This window comes from Paenibacillus sp. JNUCC-31, from assembly GCF_014844075.1.
Lineage (GTDB): Bacteria > Bacillota > Bacilli > Paenibacillales > Paenibacillaceae > Paenibacillus.
Window position 1 is genome coordinate 131297 of sequence record NZ_CP062165.1, and the last position, 21370, is coordinate 152666.

Sequence of the window (21370 nt, forward strand, 5' to 3'; positions counted from 1 at the left end):
CTGATGCAACCAAGAATGAAACCCTCCCTCCATGCACTGCGAACACCTATGGTGGTACAGGTTGATTATAATTAAACTCTAATGCTCGTTAGTTGAAAAAAACAGCCGATCACATGGTCAGCTGCTTTCTTGATTGTATAGAGTTACCGTTCCTATTATTTGAATCAATTTTCTTTTGCGCTTTACGAACATTTAAACCCGGTCGAGATCCAGATGTAGATGGGCTCTTCATTCAAATAAAGATTAAATTTGGGACCCGTACTGTATCAAAAGCTCCGCATGTTCTTGAGCTAATCCCTTGCCAATCTTGGCTTGTACTTGATGGATAAATCCATTGATTGCACCCTTCTTTCCTCCCTCATTGCCCGCTTCATCGGCTCTTTGTACTTTGGTCCATTGTTCCTTTAGTCTATCACCCAGCTCTTGATCATTAGGAAGGAACTTGTCGATAAGTCCTGCCATACCTTTATAGGTAAGGATCACCTCGTAAGTAAAAGATGAATTTGTCGTGTTCCCAGCGATATCTTGAGCGGAAGCATGGATCAAATGCACCCCAACACCCTTCATATAGGCGGGGCTATCAGCAAGCACAACATCACAATCACTTTTAGCTACACCTGATAAGGCATCCTGAGCAGAGCATTCGATCCGAACGTCCTCATCCAGCTCGTAGACGGATTTTCCTGAAAATTCGATGATAGGAGCCGTTTTGTCTATCTTGACTTCGGTAGTAGAGGGTACCCCGGGAACACCATAAGCCGATGCTGACCAATAAGTTACGGACGTTATTCCTTCTTCGCTTACGGTAAACTCAGTGGTACCGCCTTCGGTCTCTCGCTGATTCATTTCCTCAGCCCCCGTAGCTTCGAAGAAGATGGAGCTTGCTCCTTCCGAGTTTAACGCAATCGAAACATCTTCATGGTGCCAACCCTGCTCATTTGCCTGCGGATTAAACGTAACTTCAGTTAAGGGAGCCGTATTATCTTTAACCGTTACGGAAAAATCGTCATAGAAAGCTGTTGAAATATTATAGCGGCTAGTTACTGCGATCAGTCTGGCATAAGCCGTTCCTTCCGGTGCCGTACCGCGGAGGGTTACTTTTTGCCATTGGTGAAGTCGCGATTCATCCAGATGAGTTTCCAAGGTAGACAAACTCTGCCCTTCCGCATTATAGAATCTAAACATAAATCCGGGTTGGCCTGATTCAATATAAATTTGGGTACTTGCGGTATACTCTCCCCCAGGCGATAATGCGATTGGGTCACTTTGTACTGCGACGGAGGCAGTGCGGATAAGATCCGTCGTTTTCAGGCTATAATCACCTGCATAACTCTTGTTGCTGCTCCGCTCGAAATAAACATCCCCACTTGTCGCAAACAGTGAAGTCCAGCCCGGCAGCTTTCCGCTCTCTTCCGGCTGCTCCAATCCGGCATTATTTACCGGCAAAGGAAGCCCAGGCGGTTCGGGCACAATCTCTCCATCGATGTTGATTCTATACAGAACCGTATTCGTTGCTAGATCTGTGAAATACAGATTCCCATCCATGCCAAGATCAAATCTCGATGCATCCGTTAATGTTCTGAAATCCAGCGTTTCCGGATCAATCACCGTCAGCTTGTTGTTGAACAGTACATACAAAAGTCCGTCTTCCGACCAACGCATTGGATGATGATGCCACTGGGTGTAATAGAGCTTCGGATAAATCTTTTTATATTTTACAAGTTGGTACGTGTCCGGATCGATTGCAAATATATATTCATAGGATGCTCCCCAGATCAATCCATCCGGTCCGAGAGACAGGTCCCCAATGAAAATCGGATCGACAAGTTCGGGAATATCCAGCGTAAACTCCGTCATTTTTTGCTCATTTTGAACATCCCACACAAAAATTTTGGCCTGCTGCTCGCTTGGCGTGGAGCCCAGTCCTCCTCTAATGGTCGTAGATCCAAAAACCTTCCCGTCTACATAAGCGGTACTAAGCACACTCTGATTCTGAACCACGTTTCGATGGACTTTGGTTTCACCTGTAACGGTATCATGAACTGTAAGCGATCCTCCCAACGTCCCGTATCCAGAGATGGTCGAAATAAACAGTTTACCGTCTCCTTCAGACATATGCACAAGCCGTTCCTGATCGTTCCCGAGTACATCGAGACGCTGCGGATTCGTACTTCCCGGTTCTTGATTCAGATCATAAACGTACAAGCCACCTTCCGGGTAGACTCCCATATAAACTTTGTTTCCAATCGGGTATACACTGTCCGCTTGACCAATGCTGAAAGGTTTTGTCGTCATGGTCTCTAAGTCAACCAACGAAGATCTAGCTTGTGAACCTGTTGTTATCAGCTGTGTATCGGATACGCTTTGGAGACGATTGACGACTCCCGGCAATCCCGGGATAATCGGCGGCTGTACAATGACTTTTTGGGTATCGATATTGAGCATGGCTACTCCGCCGTCATATCGGACTGTAACGAGCGTTTTTCCCGGCAGCTCGGGATTGTTCTGAAACTCGACCCAATCCGCCCCTCTGACCCCACTCTCATAGGTCATGCCGGTTTCCTCTACCTGATGTGTCGCCAGGTCAAAGGTTTTCAGTTTTTTCTCGGACATATAATACAGCTTTCCATCCACAGAGTCAGCTGCGTGAAGACCGGTTACCTGCTGGAGCTCCACATCAAGCCAGGATCCTGTTGTAGTATCATAGATGTAACCCTCACCCGGTACACCACTTCCATCCGTATAACGCGCGAACAAATAACGGTTATCGATTGTACTCAAATCGTATACTGTATCGTTTTTGACGGTAAGCGAAGCAGCAATATTCGTTTTTTCACCTGTAGCCAAATCCACACGCACGATCTGTTCATGGGCTGTACCGGCATAAATATATCCCCCCTGGTAAGCAATGGAGCGGACATACTCCTGATCAAGTGCGCCAATAACGCGGCCATAATCCCTCACTTGCTTGGTCACAGGATCATACTGCCAAACTTTTCCGCCCGGATAAGTCCCCACGTACACCCTTCCCTGTTCATCCGTCGTGATGCTATTGGAGACAGACTGCCCTTCAAATTGGGCTACTTGCACGGCCTCGTGGGTAACTGGCGAATACTCCCATAATCGTGCACCCGATCCTTCGGCCGCTATATAAAGCGTACCGTTCGGCGCAACGGTATGCGCCCATGAGCTTTCCGATGGCGCAAGAGAAACGGTCCGAAGCAATTTATACTCTTCGAGGTCAATCACATTCAGGAAGCCAGGCTTGCCTTTACTCGTGGCATACATGACTGGTTTTCCATCCTCATAGCCTACCGTTCCGTTAAAGACAGCAACCGTGTAATTGTTGGGAATAAGCAATTCTTCGGGGACGCTGAAGTTTTTTTGAGTAAGCCTGGATTCCTCTGCTTGGGCAGGAGCAGACTGCACGGGAAACATCACAATAACAAGTAAACAACTCATGAACATGGTGATCAGGTTGAAAAAAGGCTTTTTCATCACACATCTCCCCTTCTTCATGCATTAAAAATACTTGATCAACGTGGCTAGTGCCCCTTGAGCCGAATCGGATTGATAATTTCCGTATGCTTCAGCTGCTTCATCCAAGGCAAACATATGCGTGATAGCAGGACTTATTGCAATTCGCTTATCAGCAAGCAACCTGACGTATTCGTCCATATTTCTTCCTTCCGTCCACCGTACGAAACCGATGGGATAATCCTGATTGTCCTGCTCGTACTGCATATCGTACCTTCCCGGCCCGCCCGCTCTCGAGATAAGGACCTGGGCTTCTTTGCGAAACATCAGATCTCTTGAAAACGCCATGGACAAATCACCAACGATCACGACTTTTCCCCGGTCACGAAGCCACTCAAGTGACTTGTTAATCAGCATTTCTCCAGATCCGCCAGCACATAAGAGGATGGAATCAAATCCGAATCCCCCCGTTTCGTGCATCACAAAACGCTCCACTTCCTCTTCTCTTGAAAAGCTTGCTTGAATGCCCATCTGCTCCTGAAGCAGCTGAACCCGTGCTTCGCTCAGATCGTATGCAGCCGTGTGACAAGCACCAGCAGCGGCGATTTGGGCCACAAGATTACCGAGAATTCCCAGTCCAACGACAAGTACCTTGTCCCCGAACCTCACGTCGGCTGTACGCAGCGCATGTATAGCAATGGCACCAAGCCCGGTAAATGCAGCCTCCTCTGGTTTGACATGTTGAGGTACTTTGGTTACCAGATTGGTCGGTACCGAAATGACTTCAGCATGCCTTACATAAGGCACACCATAACAAGCCACTCGGTCTCCCGGAAGAAGTTCTCTGACTTCACTTCCCGTTTTTTCCACAATCCCAACAGCACTATAGCCAAGGTATACCGGAGATACGCCTGATCTCTTAATCGCACTCATTTCCGTACCAGGACTAATGCCCGAATATTCGGTTCTTACTTGGACATGTCGTTTGTTCAGTTCGGGTATATCCGCTTCCAGTATCGTGACCTTTCCTTCCTTCGCAGCAACAGTTTTCATTCGATACGGCTCCTCCTTCAGTCGATTTAGCCTTTTTCCGAACCGAGCATCACCCCTTTAGCGAAATACTTCTGAGCAAACGGATAGATGAGCAAAACGGGGATCATGGAAAGTACGATGGTTGCATTTTTAATCGACTGTGGGGCAAGGGCCGAACGATCCACAAGTCCCGCGTCGTTTTCTGCGCTGTAGATTAACATATCCCGCAGCACGACCTGCAAAGGATATTTATTCGGATCGTTCAAGTAAATCAGCGGTAGGAAAAAACTGTTCCAGTGACCCATGAAATAAAAAAGTCCGATAGAAGCAAGCGCAGGCTTGGATAAGGGAATGACAATGTTGAACAGAATCCGGTAATCGGAAGCTCCGTCGATCAGGGCCGCTTCGCGTATTTGGGAAGACATGTTTTCGTAAAAGCTTTTTAGAATAATCAGTTCCATTGTCCAGATGGCATTGGGAAGTACGAGTGCCCAAACCGAATCCGTTAACCCGAGCTGCTGCACGACTACATAAGTGGGAATAATGCCGGGATTCAAAAACATGGTAAGGACAATGGTCAACATAAAAAACTTGCGTCCGAAAAATCCTTTTTGGGACAAAGGATACGCGGCAACAGCCGTAAACAGTAAATTCACAAACGTGCCGAATGCCGTATAAAAAATAGAATTCAGGTAGGCTCTTGGAATCGTGTCATTTTTAAGCACCTCGACATAAGCCTCAAGGTTCAGTCCTTTCGGAAAAAGAAACACCTTACCTTGAACGACCGCAGCTGTATCGCTTAAAGAAACGGCCGTAATGTACACGATGGGATAGAGTGTCGCTACAGCAATAAGACAGAGGATCAGCGAATTCATGACACCAAAAACAGATATTTTGCGCTCACCTACCATAAGCCATTACCTCCCAGCCGTTTGCTGATCGCATTGGCGGACAGCAGCATCACCATTGCCACGAGCGCTTCAAATAGCCCTACCGCAGCTGCATAACTGTAATTGGATTCAAGTAGTCCTTTGCGGTATACATACGTTGAGAATACGTCCGCAACGTCATAGGTCATCGGATTATAGAGCAGCAGTACTTTCTCATAACCGACGCGAATCATGGAGCCAGTTTTCAAGATAAACATGATAAGCATTGTGGGAAACAATCCAGGAAGTGTAATATGGCGGATCATATGGAAACGACTGGCGCCGTCCACCTTGGCCGCTTCATAAAGCGTAGGACTGATCCCCGCAATGGCTGCCAAATAAATAATCGATTCATATCCTGCGTTCGCCCATATTTCCGAAATAACATAGATCGGACGGAACCAACCCGGATCAATGAGAAAGTATTTTTTCTCAAAACCAAGCGCAGCCAGAAATTGATTCAAAATACCATGGTTTGGGGAGAGAAAATCGATAATCATGCTGCTGATAATGACCACGGACAAAAATGCCGGCAAATAACTGAAGGTTTGAACCGATTTTTTGAACCATTGGGTTCGGACTTCGTTCAGCAGAAGGGCAAGCATGATGGGAAAAGGAAAACCGAAAATAAGCGTATATAACCCCAAGAGCAGCGTGTTCCGGAAAAGCAACCAGAAGTCTTGGTTCGTAAAAAACTTAATGAAATGCTCCAATCCCACCCATTCACTGCCAAGCACTCCTGTAAACACACTGTAGTCTTTGAAGGCAATAATCAGTCCATAAAGGGGCCCGTAACGAAAGATGACATAAAATAGGATGCAAGGAAGAAACAGCAGAAGCAGCTGCCTATCGCGCTTGATATGATTCCAAGTCTGTTTAAGCCGGCTTCTGAAGCTCTTCTTTGGCACTTCTTTATGGTAAGCTACCGAATGTTCCGTACCGATGTCTGCCATACGATTATCGCCTCCAATACCTTTTTCCCTAAGGAGGGAACGTTCCAATCATCGCCCCCTCCAGTTCAATGTCTTAAACTCGTTTATTTGGATTCATCGTATCTTTTTTGAGCTTCATTATAGATTGCCATCAGTTCCTCCACACCGCCTTTGCTAATTTGGCCTCTGAAATTCTCCCACTCGGCATCTCCGTAGCCTGCGTCAAGAATATATTTGGAGTTGAATTCTTCAGCTGATTTTTGCAGTGATGTCTGCAGCTCGGCAATCTTGGAAGTTTCTTCGTCTGTAAAATTAAGTATCGGATCAAGGGGTTCGAAACGATCCTCATTCACGATTTTATCCTGCGCCTCCTGCTCTTTCTCCGAAAAACGATAATATATGCTTCGATGGTCCGGTCTTAGGTATGCTCCTTCGAGCCACATGGCATAACGATCCTCAAGCACGGTTATATCCACAAGGGGAAGATCCTTTAGTTCCGGGTACACCGGAAATCCGTCCTCGCCCCATTCGAAGTTAAGCGCTTCCACTCCGATAGTCATCAACTCACTCCCGGATGGACTGGTCAGATAATCGAGCAGTTTAAGCGAGGTTTCTGTATTTTTGTTCTTGGCAACGGCAACGCTGAAATCTGAAACCTCGGGCAGGGTTCTGATATTGCCGGTCGGTCCCACGGGATTGGCATACCTGAGGTCATAGTCAGGATTTTGCTCTTTGATCTGGTTGTAAAAGAGGTCCAGGCGTCCAATCCAGTCAAACGTGACAAACGATTTGTCTGTCGTCATCTTGGTCGTCCAGGAATCCTGCGTATCCGTCAAAAATTCTGGATCGAGCAGTTTTTCATTGTACAGTTTCTTCATGAAATCGAGCATGTCCTTATGCTCTTGTTGAACTGCGGCGTACTTCCATGTGCCATCTTTTTCATCGTAATAGGCTGGGTACTGATCCGTATTGCCGAGCCCCCAGCCGAAGGCCCAATCTCTGAAGATATTAGCCAAGCTTTTGGATGCATAGGGGTAAGAATCGGGATAAGCTTCTTTTACTTTTTTCAGAGCTTCATAAAACTCGTTCGTGTTCGTCCACTCCTTGATACCAAGCTCATCAAAGATATCCTTCCTGAACATGAATCCGTGATTGACTTTGCGATTGAGATTGTAAATGGGCCAGGTATATATATTTCCGGCTTCATCACCGAAAGATTTGATGACCCAGTCGTTTTCTTCCATATATAGCTTTTTGAAGTTAGGGAGCTGATCCGCGTATTCATTGATGGCAACTACACCGTTTTGTTTGCCGATTTTCTTGAGTTCGGCCGGTTTTAGCCCTGTAAAAATGTCCGGCAGCTTACCGGATGCCACAATGACTTTTAATTTATCCTGGTAGGTTTGTGGGGAATACGTTTGGAAGTTAACTTTAATACCGGTCCGTTTTTCAATCTCCTGGACAACCAGTTTGTTCGGGCCAAGGTCTTTTGCATTGCTTGGCAGCATGTACGTGATGGTAGTCGGCTCATCAACAAGAGGCAAAATGAGACCCCCTGTATCACCGTACTGTCCGGGTTCCTGGGGCGGTAGGGCGGTCGAACCGCCTTTGTCCGTACCCTTGCTGCATGCGGCAAGGATTGAGGTTAACAGTGTGATCGCAAGTAGCATGGAAATCCTCTTTTTCAGTTTCATCAAACATTCCTCCTTCAGATAGGTGGATCTGATTCACTAGAGCAAGGAGTCAACACGTATAAGGTTTGATCACATTTCCATGAGGATGTTGCATTTTTGTAGTCGACTTTGCTCTGCACATTCCAAAAACCGGATGACTTCCAGCGTTTCAGAGGGATGTACGGTGCACACGCCGTTTTTTAACCAATTCATGACCGACTTCAGGAGCTCTTTGTAGCTCGGTTCAAGCGGGATATGCCGGGTAGCGTTTCTGGTGTGTAAGGTTATTCCAAAAGTCTCTGGGCCATTTCGCATTCCGCGGATTGTTCCGATCCTCCCCTCTATCCAGGTTCCAGTAATGAGATCGCCGTGATCTGTAGAAACGGCGGTCACTTCCCTGCATCCAGGGCCCATGATTTGAACGAGTAGTTCAGCCGAATGGATGCCATACCAAAAATAATGTCCCTGCGTAGATTCGATGTGCATCGGTCCGTACACGTCCGCCCCCAAGATGTCTCCTCTTATGCATTCAGGCAGGGCTTCGGCATAACGCAAGCTTGAAGCACTCATTAAAGGGATTTGAAACTCTACTGCGAGTCTCATGATTTCACCTGCGTCTGCTGAAGACAAAGCAAAAGGTTTATCGATAAATACGGGTTTCCGGTAAGAACAGATTGCCTTGAACTGATTCAGATGCATCCTTCCATCGGCACTCAAGATAAGAATGGCATCAGTGCTTTCTGCAACTTGCTGCATCGTAGGCATCAATCTCACGCCGTATTCTTTCGTCATCCGGCGGGCAAACGTGTCTACACGGGTGATGCTGAGTGGAAAATCCGGAGATCCGCCCGCATATGCAGCCGTCACAGTCACATTTGCAAAAAGAGTCTCCTGACTTTCGTGAAAAATACGGGTGAATGCCAGGGCGTGAGAGCTGTCAAGGCCGATGATTCCGATGTTCATGACTGGGAAAGCGAAGCAAGCCTAAGCCACTCATCCAGATGCTGCTTCACAAAATCATCGTCATTCAGGTGAGGATACTGGCGGTATACACGATCGATTTCCTCTTTTTGCCCGTCGGATAAGGTCTCCTGCGGATTCAAGCACCAAATCCCTCTCATGAGTCCTTGCCTTCGAAGAACCTCGTGTATCCCCGGAATGCAGCCAGCAAACTGATGGGTAGGATCAAAAAAAGCGGCATTGGCATCTGTAATCTCCACGTTCCGCGTGAGCAAGTCCCGCGACAACGGAGATCCCTTTTGCTTGCGGATTCGTTTCACTTCTTCCAGCAGCTGGACCGCTTGATGTGTCCAGACAGCGAAGTGACCCAGCAGCCCGCCAACAATTTCTTTTTCCATGGTACCTTCTTCCGTTTCAAACCGAAAAGTTGTAAGTAGATCCATCAGAATGTTGTCATCGTTCCCGGTGTACAATGCAATTTCATTGCGGCGGCTTGAGCAGCAAACCGCTCGGATAACATCAATCGTTTGATATCGGTTAAAAGGAGCTATTTTGATGGCGATCACATTATCAATTTCAGCAAAAGCCTGCCAAAAGTCGAAGCTCAGCCAGCGGCCACCGACAGAAAGTTGAAGATAAAATCCGATGACCGGCATCATTTCGGCTATTTTTTCCGTATGCCGAAGTAGGTCCTGCTCACTCCTATCATGGAGTCCACCCATACTCAGCAGCACCGCATCATATCCGAGGGCTTTACTAATCCGGGCTTCTTCCGTCGCCTGTTCACTATCTCCGCAAACGCCCGCCACCTTGATGAAGGGCTTTTGCAGGCGAGCTTGCTCCGTTTCCTCTGCGGCCAAGCGGAGCACCCGTTCATAGAGGTTAACCTTGGGATCCCGAATCTCAAACTGGGTGGAATGGACACCAACCGCAATTCCGCCGACTCCTGATGCGATGTAGTACTTTGTCAGCACTCGCTGATAGACTTCATCCAGCTCTCTGCGTTCATTTAAGGCAAGCGGATGAGCAGGGATGACCAAACCTTCATGGAATGCAGCTGCCTGTTCCGGTGTAAGTGAAGCTTGATTTTTGTGCATTCAGAACCTCCCCTTCCTCTCCGAAAAGTGGGTTGGTTTGTTCCACGTAGGTCCGCCGGATTCAACCCATTCGGCAATGAAATCAATCATCTCCAGCAAACCTACTCTCGGATAACCGAATTCGCGAACCGCCTTAGCTGCATTGCTGAGCAGAGCCGTTTCGGATTCGCTTCCCTCAAACGATGCGCTAAGACCAAACCTTTCGGCAAACTGCTGAGCTGCCCAGCGAACGGACATGGTTTCAGGTCCGGTCACATTCAAAATTTCGGGAGGGCTTTGACACTTAAGCAGGCTCCTTAAGGCAATCTCATTGGCATCTCCCTGCCATATCACATTGGCATGCCCCATCGTAAGTGGCACCGACTTGCCTCCATGGACCTTTTTGGCTATTTCGAGCAACACCCCATAGCGTAAATCAATGGCATAGTTCAAGCGGTACAGGAGCATCGGCGTGCCATACTTATGAGAGAAGAATTCAAATATTCGCTCTCTCCCCAGGGTGGATTGTGCATATTCCCCGAGAGGTTCAGGGGGTACTGATTCATCTACTCCGCCGAGACCCACCGGGGTGAAGGGATACACGTTCCCGGAAGAAAAAACGACGATACGCGAATCTTTATACTTTTCTGCCACTCTTCCCGGCAAGTACGTATTCATTGCCCATGTATAATACTCTCTGCCCGTTGTACCAAACTTGTTACCAGCCATATATATGACGTTGTCCGCTGGAGGCAGCTGCATGAACTCTTGATCGTCTAAAAGATCACAGGAAATCGTCTGTACTCCAACGCTTTCAAGATCGTTCTTCACCTCCTGATCCTGAAATCGGGATACAGCTGTCACCTTCTTGTTCATCCCTCCCGCTTTGATGGCTTGTGCGGCCAATCTCGCAAGACTTGGGCCCATCTTCCCGCCTGCGCCTAATATAAGAAGATCCCCGTCCACTTTATGTAAGTCGTTGATTAGCCGATCTGATGCCTCCGAAAGCTTTGCTTCCAATTCAGCCACGGTCTTCATCCGAATACGGTCACCTCTCCCTGTTAACTCTCATAATTGGATCATATGTGGTTCTTATTTCCAATAAGAAATTAGCATACACTACGTTTTCTGTCAACTGGTTCTTTTGTAGTTCATATAAAACAATAAAAGCACTACCTCATGGCAGTGCTTTTCTAAAGCTTCTTTTCGTACTTTATAATTTGAGACTTTTAGACGGAAGCAACACTTCAGCAAGTCCCTCTTCATCCATTAAATAAGACATGTACTGCTTTAGGCTTTCTCCGAAACGGATCTGAGTTTGCATGGAAATCGACAGATCCCGATACGTCATGTATTTCGAGCTATAGTCTCGATGAAGTTCCAACCTGGACGGTTTGTTTTCAAGCCCCACTGAATATGTTTCCGTAATATATCTGCTCGCAGGTAAACTGTATGTGTGCTGCCTAATATAGGTCTGTGCCTCATCTGAAGTGAGATAATTCACAAAGCAGGCTGCCGTATCCTTTTGGCTCGATTCTGCACTGAGAGCGATGGCTGTAGATAGAAGGAGTGTCCTATCATTCTTGAAATGTGGTAACTGGGCAATATCAAAGGAAAAATCCACATTTTTTAGCTCATTCAGCATGTAATATGTGGTTAGCATGACGGATATCTTCTGCTCCTTAAACAACTTCTCGGCTTCAAATTCACCTTGTGCCAAGGCAAGTGGAAAAATGCCATCCTCTGTCACAAGATCCCTGAGCCATCGTAATCCTTCTGTGGGCAAGCTAGTTCTGTTCTGAGCCGGACTGGAATCCGTCGAAGATAGATCGTCCTCATTTTGCATCCAAAAAATCGGCCACCGATTCATGGAAAATAACTGAAAAGCGATACTGTAGCGATGTGGCGCCTTAAGTTCTCTGAGCAGCGCCGCCAATTCATCCCAGCTCCAGCTGCTATTGGGTTCACCCAGTCTCTTCTCTCTCAGATGCTCCTTGTTGTAACACAAAATAACAGGTGAATATATGAAAGGCTTGGCTGCCAAAACACCCGATTCCTTCTCAAAATATGTTGTAAGAAAAGGGTATATAGTGTCGTCTCGATCCTGATCGACCAACAAATCAAGGTACTTTTTCTCTTGGAATTGGTACATATCCTGCAAGTTGATGGTTAACGCATCGACAATCCCTAGTTTGACAAGATTGGCGATACTGTCTGAATTCATATAAGGAAGCTCAATGGTCTCCACATGAATATGTGGGTGTTTCTCGTGGAATCGCTTAATGAGTTCCTCCATCCCTGCTTCTTTATAAAGTGAGGGATATACACCAAAACGAATGGTTTCCCTCGAAGTAGGCTTTGCCACCTGCGTGCCCACCCTGGGAATTTTAATGATCAATCCCTCCTGTACAAGCTCCTCCAGAACGTATCTCACGGAGTTTTTACTTAGCTTGTACTGTTCTGTTAGTGCTAGCTCAGAAGGCAGAAATTCTCCCGGACTGTAGGTTCCGGAGTTCATTTTTTGCTTCAGATCGGCAGACATATGTCTCGTTCTAGTCTGAAAAGTATGACGATCTATTTTCGCCATGGGCCGTTCCACCTATCCTCTTCATCTTTTTATGTTTTAGCTATATTTCATTATATATCCTGATAATTACTTTTATTATACCAGATATGAACCAGATTCACACGCTGTGAGTAAATTAATTCACTTAATCCATATTGAAGTTTATCACGCCGGTTTGAATATTTGGATGAAGCTAAATCACAGAAAACTTTTTCCGTTGAAAAGTAGTTTGATCAGAAGATTCCAACTAGGTTTACAATGGGTTCTAAACCCTGTACTCCATTTAGGATTTATCGGATTTTTAAAAAAAAAACGCCACAAGGTAAGTACCTCTGGCATTTAAGAAGAGATTAAATTTGTTAAGTCGTTTGAATCAGGCACTACTCTAGTACGATTACAAAGGTATTCATCAAACAGTGACTTAGACATTCACACCGAATCCATCATGGATTCAACCACGTTTTCTGTCTGTCTGGAAGTATCGTTTGATAAATTTTTATATGTCTCTCCCCAGATTTTCATTTCCATAATGATCGGCACTAATGTGCGTCCGAATTCCGATAGCGAATATTCCACTTTAGGAGGAACTTGAGGGTACACTTCACGATGTACGATGCCGTCTTCTTCAAGCTCTCGAAGCTGCAGCGTCAACATTCTCTGCGTAATGGTCGGACATATTCTGCGAAACTCGTTAAATCGTATGGGGCCTTCAATCATATGGTACAAAAGTACACCTTTCCACTTGCCTCCGATAACATCCAACGTATACTCGACGGGACAACCTTCTTCATTCGGGCAATGGCCGTATCCCGATTTGCGGTCACGCATGTTTGTATCCTCCTCTTTTAACGGTATACAAATTGATACTACATCACACTATTATGCGTACTATTCATGATAGTTACTATACGTTATATTACAACCAGAAAGCAATAAGTGATATACATTCAAGGAGGAAATGACAATGTCAAACCGACAAATGAAAGCCATCGGCTTGCTGAACTATCTACCCATTGAGCATCCTGAGAGTTTGCTGGACGTTATGATGGATGTACCTGAACCTACAGGGAGAGACTTACTGATCCGAGTCAAAGCCATTTCTGTCAATCCCGTCGACGTCAAAGTACGCGCTCCTAAAAATCGAACCGAAAATACGCCAAAGGTCCTCGGTTGGGACGTCGCAGGTGTCGTGGAACAAGTTGGACCGGAATCTTCGCTGTTCGAACCCGGCGATGAAGTATATTATGCCGGCAGCATTGCCCGTCCTGGGGGAAATAGCGAACTTCATCTCGTTGATGAAAGAATCGTCGGTTTTAAACCGGCAACACTAAATTTTGCGCACGCAGCCGCTCTGCCGTTAACCGCTATCACTGCTTGGGAAGGATTATTTGATCGTTTGGGCGTGTCTGCTGCCACCGAGCGCAACGAAGGCAAAACGATTTTGATTATCGGGGCGGCGGGGGGTGTGGGTTCTATCGCGACACAACTGGCCAAACACGCCGGTTTGACCGTCATCGGCACGGCTTCACGCCCGGAATCGGCTGAGTGGGCCAAAAATATGGGAGCCGACCATATCATCAATCATTACGAAGCATTTCTCCCTCAGCTCAAAGCGCTGGGCTTGGAACTCGTTGACTATATTTTCTGCCTAAACAGTACAGAGAAGCATTGGGTCAATATGGCTGAGGCCATAGCTCCTCAAGGGAAAATCTGCTCCATTGTGGAGACGGATGAGCTGCTCGATCTGACCTTGCTGAAAAACAAAAGCGTCACTTTTGCCTGGGAACTGATGTTCACCAGACCGTTGTTCCAGACTGCGGATATGATTGAACAGCACAACTTGTTAAATGAAGTTTCCCGTATGATCGATGAAGGTCGCTTACGAACTACGGTTGCCCAGATCCTCTCTCCCATCAATGCAGCTAATTTGCGTAAAGCCCATGGAATACTAGAAGAAGGACGTATGACAGGTAAAATCGTGATTGAGAACTTTGAGTAAGTAATTCGAAACCAATTTACCGCTTAGGACGTCTCCGCAAACGAATCATAGAAAGAATCTGTTTATGAATATATCTTTCGCGATATTATACTATTCTCCAGTTAGTTGAACATAAGCAGCCGATCACATTGATCAGCTGCTTCCTTGGTATTATTGTGCTGTCGTTCCCCGTTAGTTGATTAATAAAAAATGTTACCTTGTCTTTAACTTATCCCCGATTATGATCTAGCCCTTGCCCCAAATAAGTCTTTTGAGGTAAATCCATATTGTTGTGTAATTCAGAAATTTCTGAACGAAAAATATCCTGTGTTTTAATAGTGAGTATATATCCATTTATAGTGTTAGCAATCATCTCAATCTCAGATAAATTGTATGAATCCATATCCTTTTTCGAAATGATCACTTGCTTAGCAAGCACTTCTGATAAAGAAAAGATAATTTGTTTCTTTACATCGTCATTTAAATCTTCAAACAGGAGTACAAGGTTTTCAAGGTCATCCTGGTTACCCTTCATCAAACTGGGGGATTGTATATCAATATATTCAGGGGATGAAGACTTGATAGCATAAATCTCAATGATGTCATCGATTTTAAATTCATAGTGTATGCCTTCTTCTGTTTCAACAAATAAGTAGCCCTCATTTAATTCTTTAGAAACACCACGGAAAAATTCATCTTGATTATTAATTTTAAGTACTACAGAACGTTGTTCTTTAACTGTCATCTTAATAAATTGTCTCTTATTCATCATATTATGCAATGTGTTACCCTCCCTTTTAGAGATATAGTATTCGTTGTTCCTTTTTGTCCTTGGACTAACTTGTCCGTTAGCTATTCAATCAACTATTCCCCTCTAACAGCACCTTTAATGTAGTTCTTCGCTTCGGCTAGTGTTGTATGTATAAATTTTATGGAAACATCTACATCTTCTTTTGTTGTCTCATTGTATGGTTGCTTCTGGCCAATTGAATGAAGCTCCCCGATCAGCTCGTCCCTTAAGAAGGGAGTCCATTTCGCACCTCAATTATAGAGAAACCGTTGACTGCAGTCTTTACAGCAAATAAACCAAGCCTTCAATACTCAACATAAACTTGACCTTTCATTAAATCCCCCCCTTTTTTCACTAAAAGGTAACTTCCTACTTTATCTTATCAAGACAATCCACATATTGGAACTAACCTGCCCGTTAGCTTAATGAAATACGGAAAAATAACGATTAGATATACGCCTGTTCGGGAATAGGAACATGTTCTTGTCCAATACGGTAATCGGTACAAGTTCTTGTCCCTCGACATCAAACATAAGAAAACACAAAAGAAGCCACCAAATTAGCGACTTCCAATGGAACGATGTTCGTGTCCTTCGACAACTGGGTTCAGCAAATTCCAAAATTGTTCAACCATGACGGATGGCGGATACGGCATCGAACGGATAATCCACCATTCCAATACACCCACTGATGCTGAAATTAAAAATTGTACTGTAATGTCTCTGTTCCAGTCTTGATCGAGATTAATTGAATCCAGATGTTCAATCAGACTTTTTCTGAACATGGTCTCCATTTGGTTTCGAAATACCATGCTTCCCTTGCTCTTCAACATAATCGAGTAGAAAGAAGCATGCTGCTCCAAATATTCAAAAGTGTGAAGTAGTGCGGTTTTGGAAGGAAGGTGAACCAGGTCATCTCCAGACATACAATGTCGAAGCAACTGGTTAATCTCATCTGTCATGCATTGCTCGCGTAGGTCGTACTTGTCATCGAAATGCAAATACACCGTTCCTCGATTGACATTCGCTTCTGCCGCAATTTGATTAATCGTTATACTCTCGAATTCCTTTTCTGACATTAGTCTCATAAAAGCATCATTAATCGCTTGCCTTGATTTTTGAATACGCTTGGCCATAATCCTTCTCCCCTTTATCTCATCCAAAAAAATGGTCACTTTGAAGTCCTGTGTTGAAAAATCAACAACTGAGCTCGTTTTAACCATTGAGCCCCATTTATTGCTCTGATACATTCACTATATAAAACATATGTTGATAGATCAACATGTGTTCAATTGAAGAGGAGGTTTACAACATGAAACTTACAGGAAATACGATTTTTATTACAGGCGGCGGCTCGGGAATTGGACGTGCGTTAGCAGAAGCCCTCCACCATCTTGGAAACAAAGTTATTATCTCTGGTCGACGTAAAGAGCGATTGGATGAGACAATCCAAGCGAATCCCGGTATGTCCGCAGTGGAATTGAATGTACAAGATCCTGCCAGTATAGAGATGGTTGCAAAGCAGCTAATCGAAGACTTTCCGGATTTGAATGTCTTGATTAACAACGCCGGCATCATACAACCCGATGATGCGGCGGGAGTGATCGATGAGGATGTTTTGATTTCGACGGTCGAGACAAACTTGTTAGGTCCAATTCGGTTGACTTCTGCATTAATCGTTCATTTGAAGTCCAAAGAAGAAGCTATTGTCATCAACACGACTTCGATCCTTGGTTTTGTACCGTTAGCCGCAACTGCTATATATTCCGCAACGAAGGCAGCGCTACATACCTATACGCTGTCCCAAAGATACATGCTTAAAGACACTTCGGTTAAAGTGATAGAAATTGTGCCACCGTGGGTTCAAAGCAACAACGATGAACCGCGTGCGATGCCACTTTCGTCATACATTGATGAGACGATAAAGGTACTAGGTACGGATACAGACGAAGTTCTGGTCGAAGAAGCGAAAATATATCGAAATAACCCTGGCCCGAACGAAGGTATTTTTGTGACCCACCTTAACGATACGATGAAGTCTGAACCTCCAAAGATTCATTAATTTACCTATAATTCAGCGTTTGCTCAAAAGGTTATGTTTCGTGTCGCCAGATTTGTATTTTCATCTGGAGAAACAATTAAGTGGGTTGGAAAGAAATATGAGTTCCGGCGTGAAACGATTTAGATCACCATCAAATCGGAAATGACACATGTTCTTGTCCTTTTCGGTAAAGGAACCAAGTTCTTGTTCTCAGCATGGGACAAGAACTTGGTTCCTTAAAACAAAAAAAGCGCTATATTGGCGACTTTCAGTGGATTCGGGACACTATTTTTTCTCTCATCGAACGCTTCTCCGTTTTCCCACTTTTTCACCCACACCTTCAGTTGTGAACAGTTTCGAATCCCTTCACGCTCAGCGACCACCGTGTCACTTGAACACTCATGATAACATGAAGTTTTTTTTAAGTGTCTACTTAAAGGGGATAATACCACTTCAATGGGAATATGTTCGTATCCCGCGACACGGTACGTCTGCTCGGCTTTCATCTTTAATTCCACGGGATATCTCACGTTGTTTGCCATTACAAAAACACCTCCAAGATGATTTCCCTATCTTACGACAAGGTTTCATTCTCTTGAAGGTGTTTTGATTTGTCTCACGTAATGGGGTCAGGCCAACCGCTACATTGGTCTGTCACTGCTTTTCATTATTAGACACATATTCCTAATGAGTATAACTGCAATTAAGTAAGTACGGTCATCGCCTCTCTTGTAAATGGAACTAGATCATCTGTACGTCCTTCTTGAATTTTCTTAGCCCATTCAGGGTCAACCAGAAGAGCACGTCCTACAGCAACCAGATCAAACTCATCATTCTGAAGTCGTTGTACCAATCCCTCGATACCGACGTTACTTGCGCCTTTGCCTTCTGTGAACAGACTTGTAAAGTCACCATCAAGACCAATCGATCCAACGGTGATTGTGGGTTTGCCAGTCAGTTTTTTGGTCCATCCAGCAAAATTCAGATCAGACCCTTCGAATTCCGGCTCCCAGAAACGGCGTGTGGAACAGTGGAAGATGTTGACTCCAGCTTGAACCAACGGTGCGAGAAGCTGCTCCAATAATTCCGGTGTTTCAGCCAATTTAGCCTGATAATCATCTGTCTTCCACTGAGATAAACGCAGTACAATCGGGAATTCCGGTCCCACTACTTCACGGCAAGCCTCAATCACTTCAACTGCAAAACGTGTGCGAGCCATCATATCTCCACCGTAACGATCCGTACGAGAGTTGGTTTTCTCATACAGGAATTGGTCGATCAGATAGCCGTGTGCTCCATGAATTTCAACACCATCAAACCCAACGCGTTTTGCTTCCGAGGCTGCTTGTGCGAATTCCTGAACGATTGTAGCAATCTCAGCTTCCGAATAATCATTAACATGACCTTTGGCTCCCATATGCCAGATCTGTGGAATAATTCGACCACCAGCTTCATGTACTTCAGATACAACATGTGCCCAACCATTCATTGCAGCTTCCCCATAAAAGTGGGGCACATTGGCTTGATTGGATGCATCCGGATGATTAATTATTGTTCCTTCCGTCACAATAAGCCCCACTGCGTTCTCTGCTCTGCGGCGGTAATAACCAGCAACATTCGAACCCGGGATACCGTCCGGAGAAAATTGACGCGTCATCGGCGCCATCACGATCCGATTGGATAACTTCAAGTGACCTAACTCTATAGGTTGGAACAATGCTTCTACGGATTGAGAATAATTCATAATAACCTCCACATATTTCGTTTTATATAAGTTGACCTAGGAGATGTTAAACAGCAAGCAGCCTGGTTAACAGCTAGACGTTAATTCCATATGAATCAATACACGATTTTTATCGAAAAGCCCCACCTCCTTCAAGGTTTCGTGGTGTATTAATCCGCCTTCAATTATTTTTGACTTCGTAGTCAAGAATTTCACAAAAAAAAGATCAAGACATGATCATGCCAAATGAAGTACGCAGAACCGTCTCGATCTGTTCACGGGATGAACCTGACTTCTCCATAACTCTCACACCAAGAATGGTGTTATTTAGATATGCTGCAAGCTCTATACTCGTATACCTGTTGGAAATTAACTGTTGTTTCTGGCCACTACTTATGATCTTCTCTAATACCAGTTGAACCTCTTCTACCATGAGCTCAGCTTCGCGTGTGACCTGCTCGTCATCTGTTCCGAATTCGAGTGATGCATTCACAATTAGACACCCTTGGCAGCCAGTTTCATCCTCTAAAAGGGAGTATCGTAAGGCATCCAGTTTATCACCGGGAGACGAATCCAGGGCTTCAATCTCCTTCAGTTTCGCTATGACCTGTTCACGGTAAAGTGCCAGCGCCTTCAGGAACAACGATCGCTTGTCTTTAAAAACACAGTACAAACTTTGCTTTTTGACTCCTGTAGTACGCGTAAGGTCCTCATAAGAAGTTGCTTTGAAGCCTTGATTCCAGAACACTTCCATAGACTGGTGTAATACACGATCGACATCAAATTCTCTTGGTCTGCTCATGGGATTAATATATCAGTTATTGACCACGCAGTCAATAACTGATCATTTAATCCTACAATCAGCAGTCCCAGCGCCTCAGCAACCGATAATTTTCGATGTAAGATAAGAATATCCAATACAGCTACCTCCAGTAGCATCAAATTGTTGATTAGACTATTCTCATAGGCTCGCAAATACTTTTGACTCCAAGTCCATAAAGAGAATGCAAATGAACCATTGATGATTCCTAGCCAAAGTATGATTCTCACAAGTGGCCAAGCGAAACTTGGTATACCTTCAAAAATCAGCCCGATAACTAAAAAGGGTCTAAATCCCTTGCTCGCTTCTTTAAATATGTATCTATCCGTAATCCGACTACGTTCTTGTCCATTCCGGCAATCGGTACAAGTTCTTGTCCCAAGCCAAAGACAAGAACATTGTTCCTTAAAAGACAACAACATTGTCCCATTGCCTCTTATACATTTAATTTATAGCCAAGTGCAACGGTTCCTCTGTGCAATGTTCTTGAGCTCTTGCACAAACTAATCTTTTTCAAAAACACGAATATGGAGATACAGATATTTCAACTTTAATCATTTGCAAATATTGTATTTGAATCAAGTTCTTCTTCACACACATTAGTAAACTTTTTTCCGCTGTCTGATCATATTATGTTGCATATCATCAAGTTAAAACCGGCTTGCATCAGTAGGCACATCTAGTTTCAAATGTTTAAAGGAAACCCGACATCCATTACCTGTGGGAGATTGAGCTACAACCCCTGCTATAACCTTTTCCTTATCTACCATGCCGAAATATCGAATCAGCTTCCATTCTTCTCCATCTAGAGAATAATAAAACGATATAACTTTATCTACCTTTGTAATTTTTAGATAAGGTTGTTCAACAAAAACACGTTCTGAATTACAATCATCAGACATTCCATTTTGTGTGACAACGGATACAATGGTTGAATGTTGTCCATTTGATTCAAAGCATAGTTTTGCCCAGTTATTTTCGTCCGCCATAATCATTAAACATCCCGAATCGTACAAGTGAAGCATATCCACTTCAACTTGTGTCGTAAGTTCAAACGTGGATGCTACATCCATATATAAAAACGGGGCTGAATGAGCAACGTGTTTCCCGCCTGGATCTTTAAAAAAGTCTACTTTGGGAGGAGTTTCAATAACTAGTACATTATCATCCTCAAAACTCCATGTATTTGGTTCATTCATCCACTTTAAACTAGATCTTTTGCTTACTTCAAATAAGTTTTGACTCATATTCTTTCCTCCATAGTTATTAATATAATTATAAGGAGATTATAGAATATAAAAATTATTTAGAAAATATAAGAATAATCCTTAGACATATAAGAATACAGAAACGTTATTTCCTATTTCGTTTTGT

At 44.4% G+C, this 21370-nt stretch carries 19 protein-coding genes; 2 read left to right on the forward strand and 17 right to left on the reverse strand.

Going from position 1 to position 21370, the window contains the following annotated elements; genetic code table 11:
* Window positions 1-243 precede the first annotated feature (243 nt).
* The 10 genes from JNUCC31_RS00505 to JNUCC31_RS00550 all read right to left on the reverse strand — a co-directional run bounded on the left by JNUCC31_RS00505 (window position 244) and on the right by JNUCC31_RS00550 (window position 13473).
* Window positions 244-3498, reverse strand: coding sequence for an NHL repeat-containing protein (locus tag JNUCC31_RS00505; RefSeq protein ID WP_228469392.1), 3255 nt, complete (start codon window positions 3496-3498; stop codon window positions 244-246).
* Window positions 3499-3522: 24 nt separating this feature from the next.
* Complete coding sequence (locus tag JNUCC31_RS00510) at window positions 3523-4530, reverse strand: zinc-dependent alcohol dehydrogenase (RefSeq protein ID WP_192267555.1); 1008 nt, start codon at window positions 4528-4530, stop codon at window positions 3523-3525.
* A gap of 26 nt (window positions 4531-4556) precedes the next feature.
* The gene (locus tag JNUCC31_RS00515; protein WP_192267556.1) at window positions 4557-5420 is read right to left on the reverse strand and encodes a carbohydrate ABC transporter permease; all 864 of its coding nucleotides are present in this window, start codon (window positions 5418-5420) and stop codon (window positions 4557-4559) included.
* On the reverse strand, window positions 5414-6391 hold the full coding sequence (locus tag JNUCC31_RS00520) for an ABC transporter permease (protein ID WP_192272613.1): 978 nt from the start codon (window positions 6389-6391) through the stop codon (window positions 5414-5416). Before JNUCC31_RS00520 ends, JNUCC31_RS00515 begins: the two co-directional genes overlap by 7 nt.
* An 83-nt stretch (window positions 6392-6474) precedes the next feature.
* Window positions 6475-8064 carry an extracellular solute-binding protein gene (locus JNUCC31_RS00525; RefSeq protein WP_192267557.1) on the reverse strand — a complete coding sequence of 530 codons (1590 nt, stop codon included), beginning with the start codon at window positions 8062-8064 and terminating at the stop codon, window positions 6475-6477.
* 69 nt (window positions 8065-8133) lie between these two features.
* Window positions 8134-9006: a Gfo/Idh/MocA family oxidoreductase gene (locus JNUCC31_RS00530; protein ID WP_192267558.1), complete on the reverse strand. Its 873-nt coding sequence runs from the start codon at window positions 9004-9006 to the stop codon at window positions 8134-8136.
* Entirely contained in the window at window positions 9003-10100 is a 1098-nt protein-coding gene (locus JNUCC31_RS00535; protein WP_192267559.1) for a dihydrodipicolinate synthase family protein, read from the reverse strand. Before JNUCC31_RS00535 ends, JNUCC31_RS00530 begins: the two co-directional genes overlap by 4 nt.
* Entirely contained in the window at window positions 10101-11117 is a 1017-nt protein-coding gene (locus tag JNUCC31_RS00540) for an NAD-dependent epimerase/dehydratase family protein (RefSeq protein WP_192267560.1), read from the reverse strand.
* Window positions 11118-11292: 175 nt separating this feature from the next.
* Window positions 11293-12666, reverse strand: a complete 1374-nt coding sequence (locus tag JNUCC31_RS00545; protein ID WP_192267561.1) for an extracellular solute-binding protein — start codon at window positions 12664-12666, stop codon at window positions 11293-11295.
* Between the two features lie 408 nt (window positions 12667-13074).
* Window positions 13075-13473, reverse strand: a complete 399-nt coding sequence (locus JNUCC31_RS00550) for a winged helix-turn-helix transcriptional regulator (RefSeq protein WP_192267562.1) — start codon at window positions 13471-13473, stop codon at window positions 13075-13077.
* Window positions 13474-13609: 136 nt separating this feature from the next.
* On the opposite strand from JNUCC31_RS00550, the gene JNUCC31_RS00555 reads away from it, so the two are divergent.
* The gene (locus tag JNUCC31_RS00555; RefSeq protein WP_192267563.1) at window positions 13610-14644 is read left to right on the forward strand and encodes a zinc-binding alcohol dehydrogenase family protein; all 1035 of its coding nucleotides are present in this window, start codon (window positions 13610-13612) and stop codon (window positions 14642-14644) included.
* 208 nt (window positions 14645-14852) lie between these two features.
* Here the strand turns inward: JNUCC31_RS00555 and JNUCC31_RS00560 are convergent, their stop codons facing one another.
* Both JNUCC31_RS00560 and JNUCC31_RS00565 read right to left on the reverse strand, forming a co-directional pair.
* The gene (locus JNUCC31_RS00560) at window positions 14853-15368 is read right to left on the reverse strand and encodes a hypothetical protein (RefSeq protein WP_228469394.1); all 516 of its coding nucleotides are present in this window, start codon (window positions 15366-15368) and stop codon (window positions 14853-14855) included.
* Window positions 15369-15972: 604 nt separating this feature from the next.
* Window positions 15973-16548 (reverse strand): TetR/AcrR family transcriptional regulator, encoded by a 576-nt coding sequence (locus JNUCC31_RS00565; protein ID WP_192267565.1) that lies wholly within the window; start codon window positions 16546-16548, stop codon window positions 15973-15975.
* 176 nt (window positions 16549-16724) lie between these two features.
* Between JNUCC31_RS00565 and JNUCC31_RS00570 the strand changes: the two genes are divergently transcribed.
* Complete coding sequence (locus tag JNUCC31_RS00570; protein ID WP_192267566.1) at window positions 16725-17474, forward strand: SDR family oxidoreductase; 750 nt, start codon at window positions 16725-16727, stop codon at window positions 17472-17474.
* A gap of 215 nt (window positions 17475-17689) precedes the next feature.
* On the opposite strand, the gene JNUCC31_RS00575 is transcribed toward JNUCC31_RS00570, so the two are convergent.
* The 5 genes from JNUCC31_RS00575 to JNUCC31_RS00595 form a co-directional block, all read right to left on the reverse strand.
* Window positions 17690-17995 carry a hypothetical protein gene (locus JNUCC31_RS00575; RefSeq protein WP_192267572.1) on the reverse strand — a complete coding sequence of 102 codons (306 nt, stop codon included), beginning with the start codon at window positions 17993-17995 and terminating at the stop codon, window positions 17690-17692.
* Between the two features lie 161 nt (window positions 17996-18156).
* Entirely contained in the window at window positions 18157-19197 is a 1041-nt protein-coding gene (locus JNUCC31_RS00580) for an NADH:flavin oxidoreductase (RefSeq protein ID WP_192267573.1), read from the reverse strand.
* Window positions 19198-19402: 205 nt separating this feature from the next.
* A complete protein-coding gene (locus tag JNUCC31_RS00585) occupies window positions 19403-19978 on the reverse strand; it encodes a TetR/AcrR family transcriptional regulator (RefSeq protein WP_192267579.1) in 576 nt (191 codons plus the stop codon).
* The gene (locus JNUCC31_RS00590) at window positions 19975-20418 is read right to left on the reverse strand and encodes a DMT family transporter (protein WP_192267580.1); all 444 of its coding nucleotides are present in this window, start codon (window positions 20416-20418) and stop codon (window positions 19975-19977) included. The genes JNUCC31_RS00585 and JNUCC31_RS00590 overlap by 4 nt, the downstream gene beginning before the upstream one ends.
* A gap of 228 nt (window positions 20419-20646) precedes the next feature.
* The gene (locus JNUCC31_RS00595; protein WP_192267582.1) at window positions 20647-21243 is read right to left on the reverse strand and encodes a DUF1349 domain-containing protein; all 597 of its coding nucleotides are present in this window, start codon (window positions 21241-21243) and stop codon (window positions 20647-20649) included.
* Window positions 21244-21370: the final 127 nt, after the last annotated feature.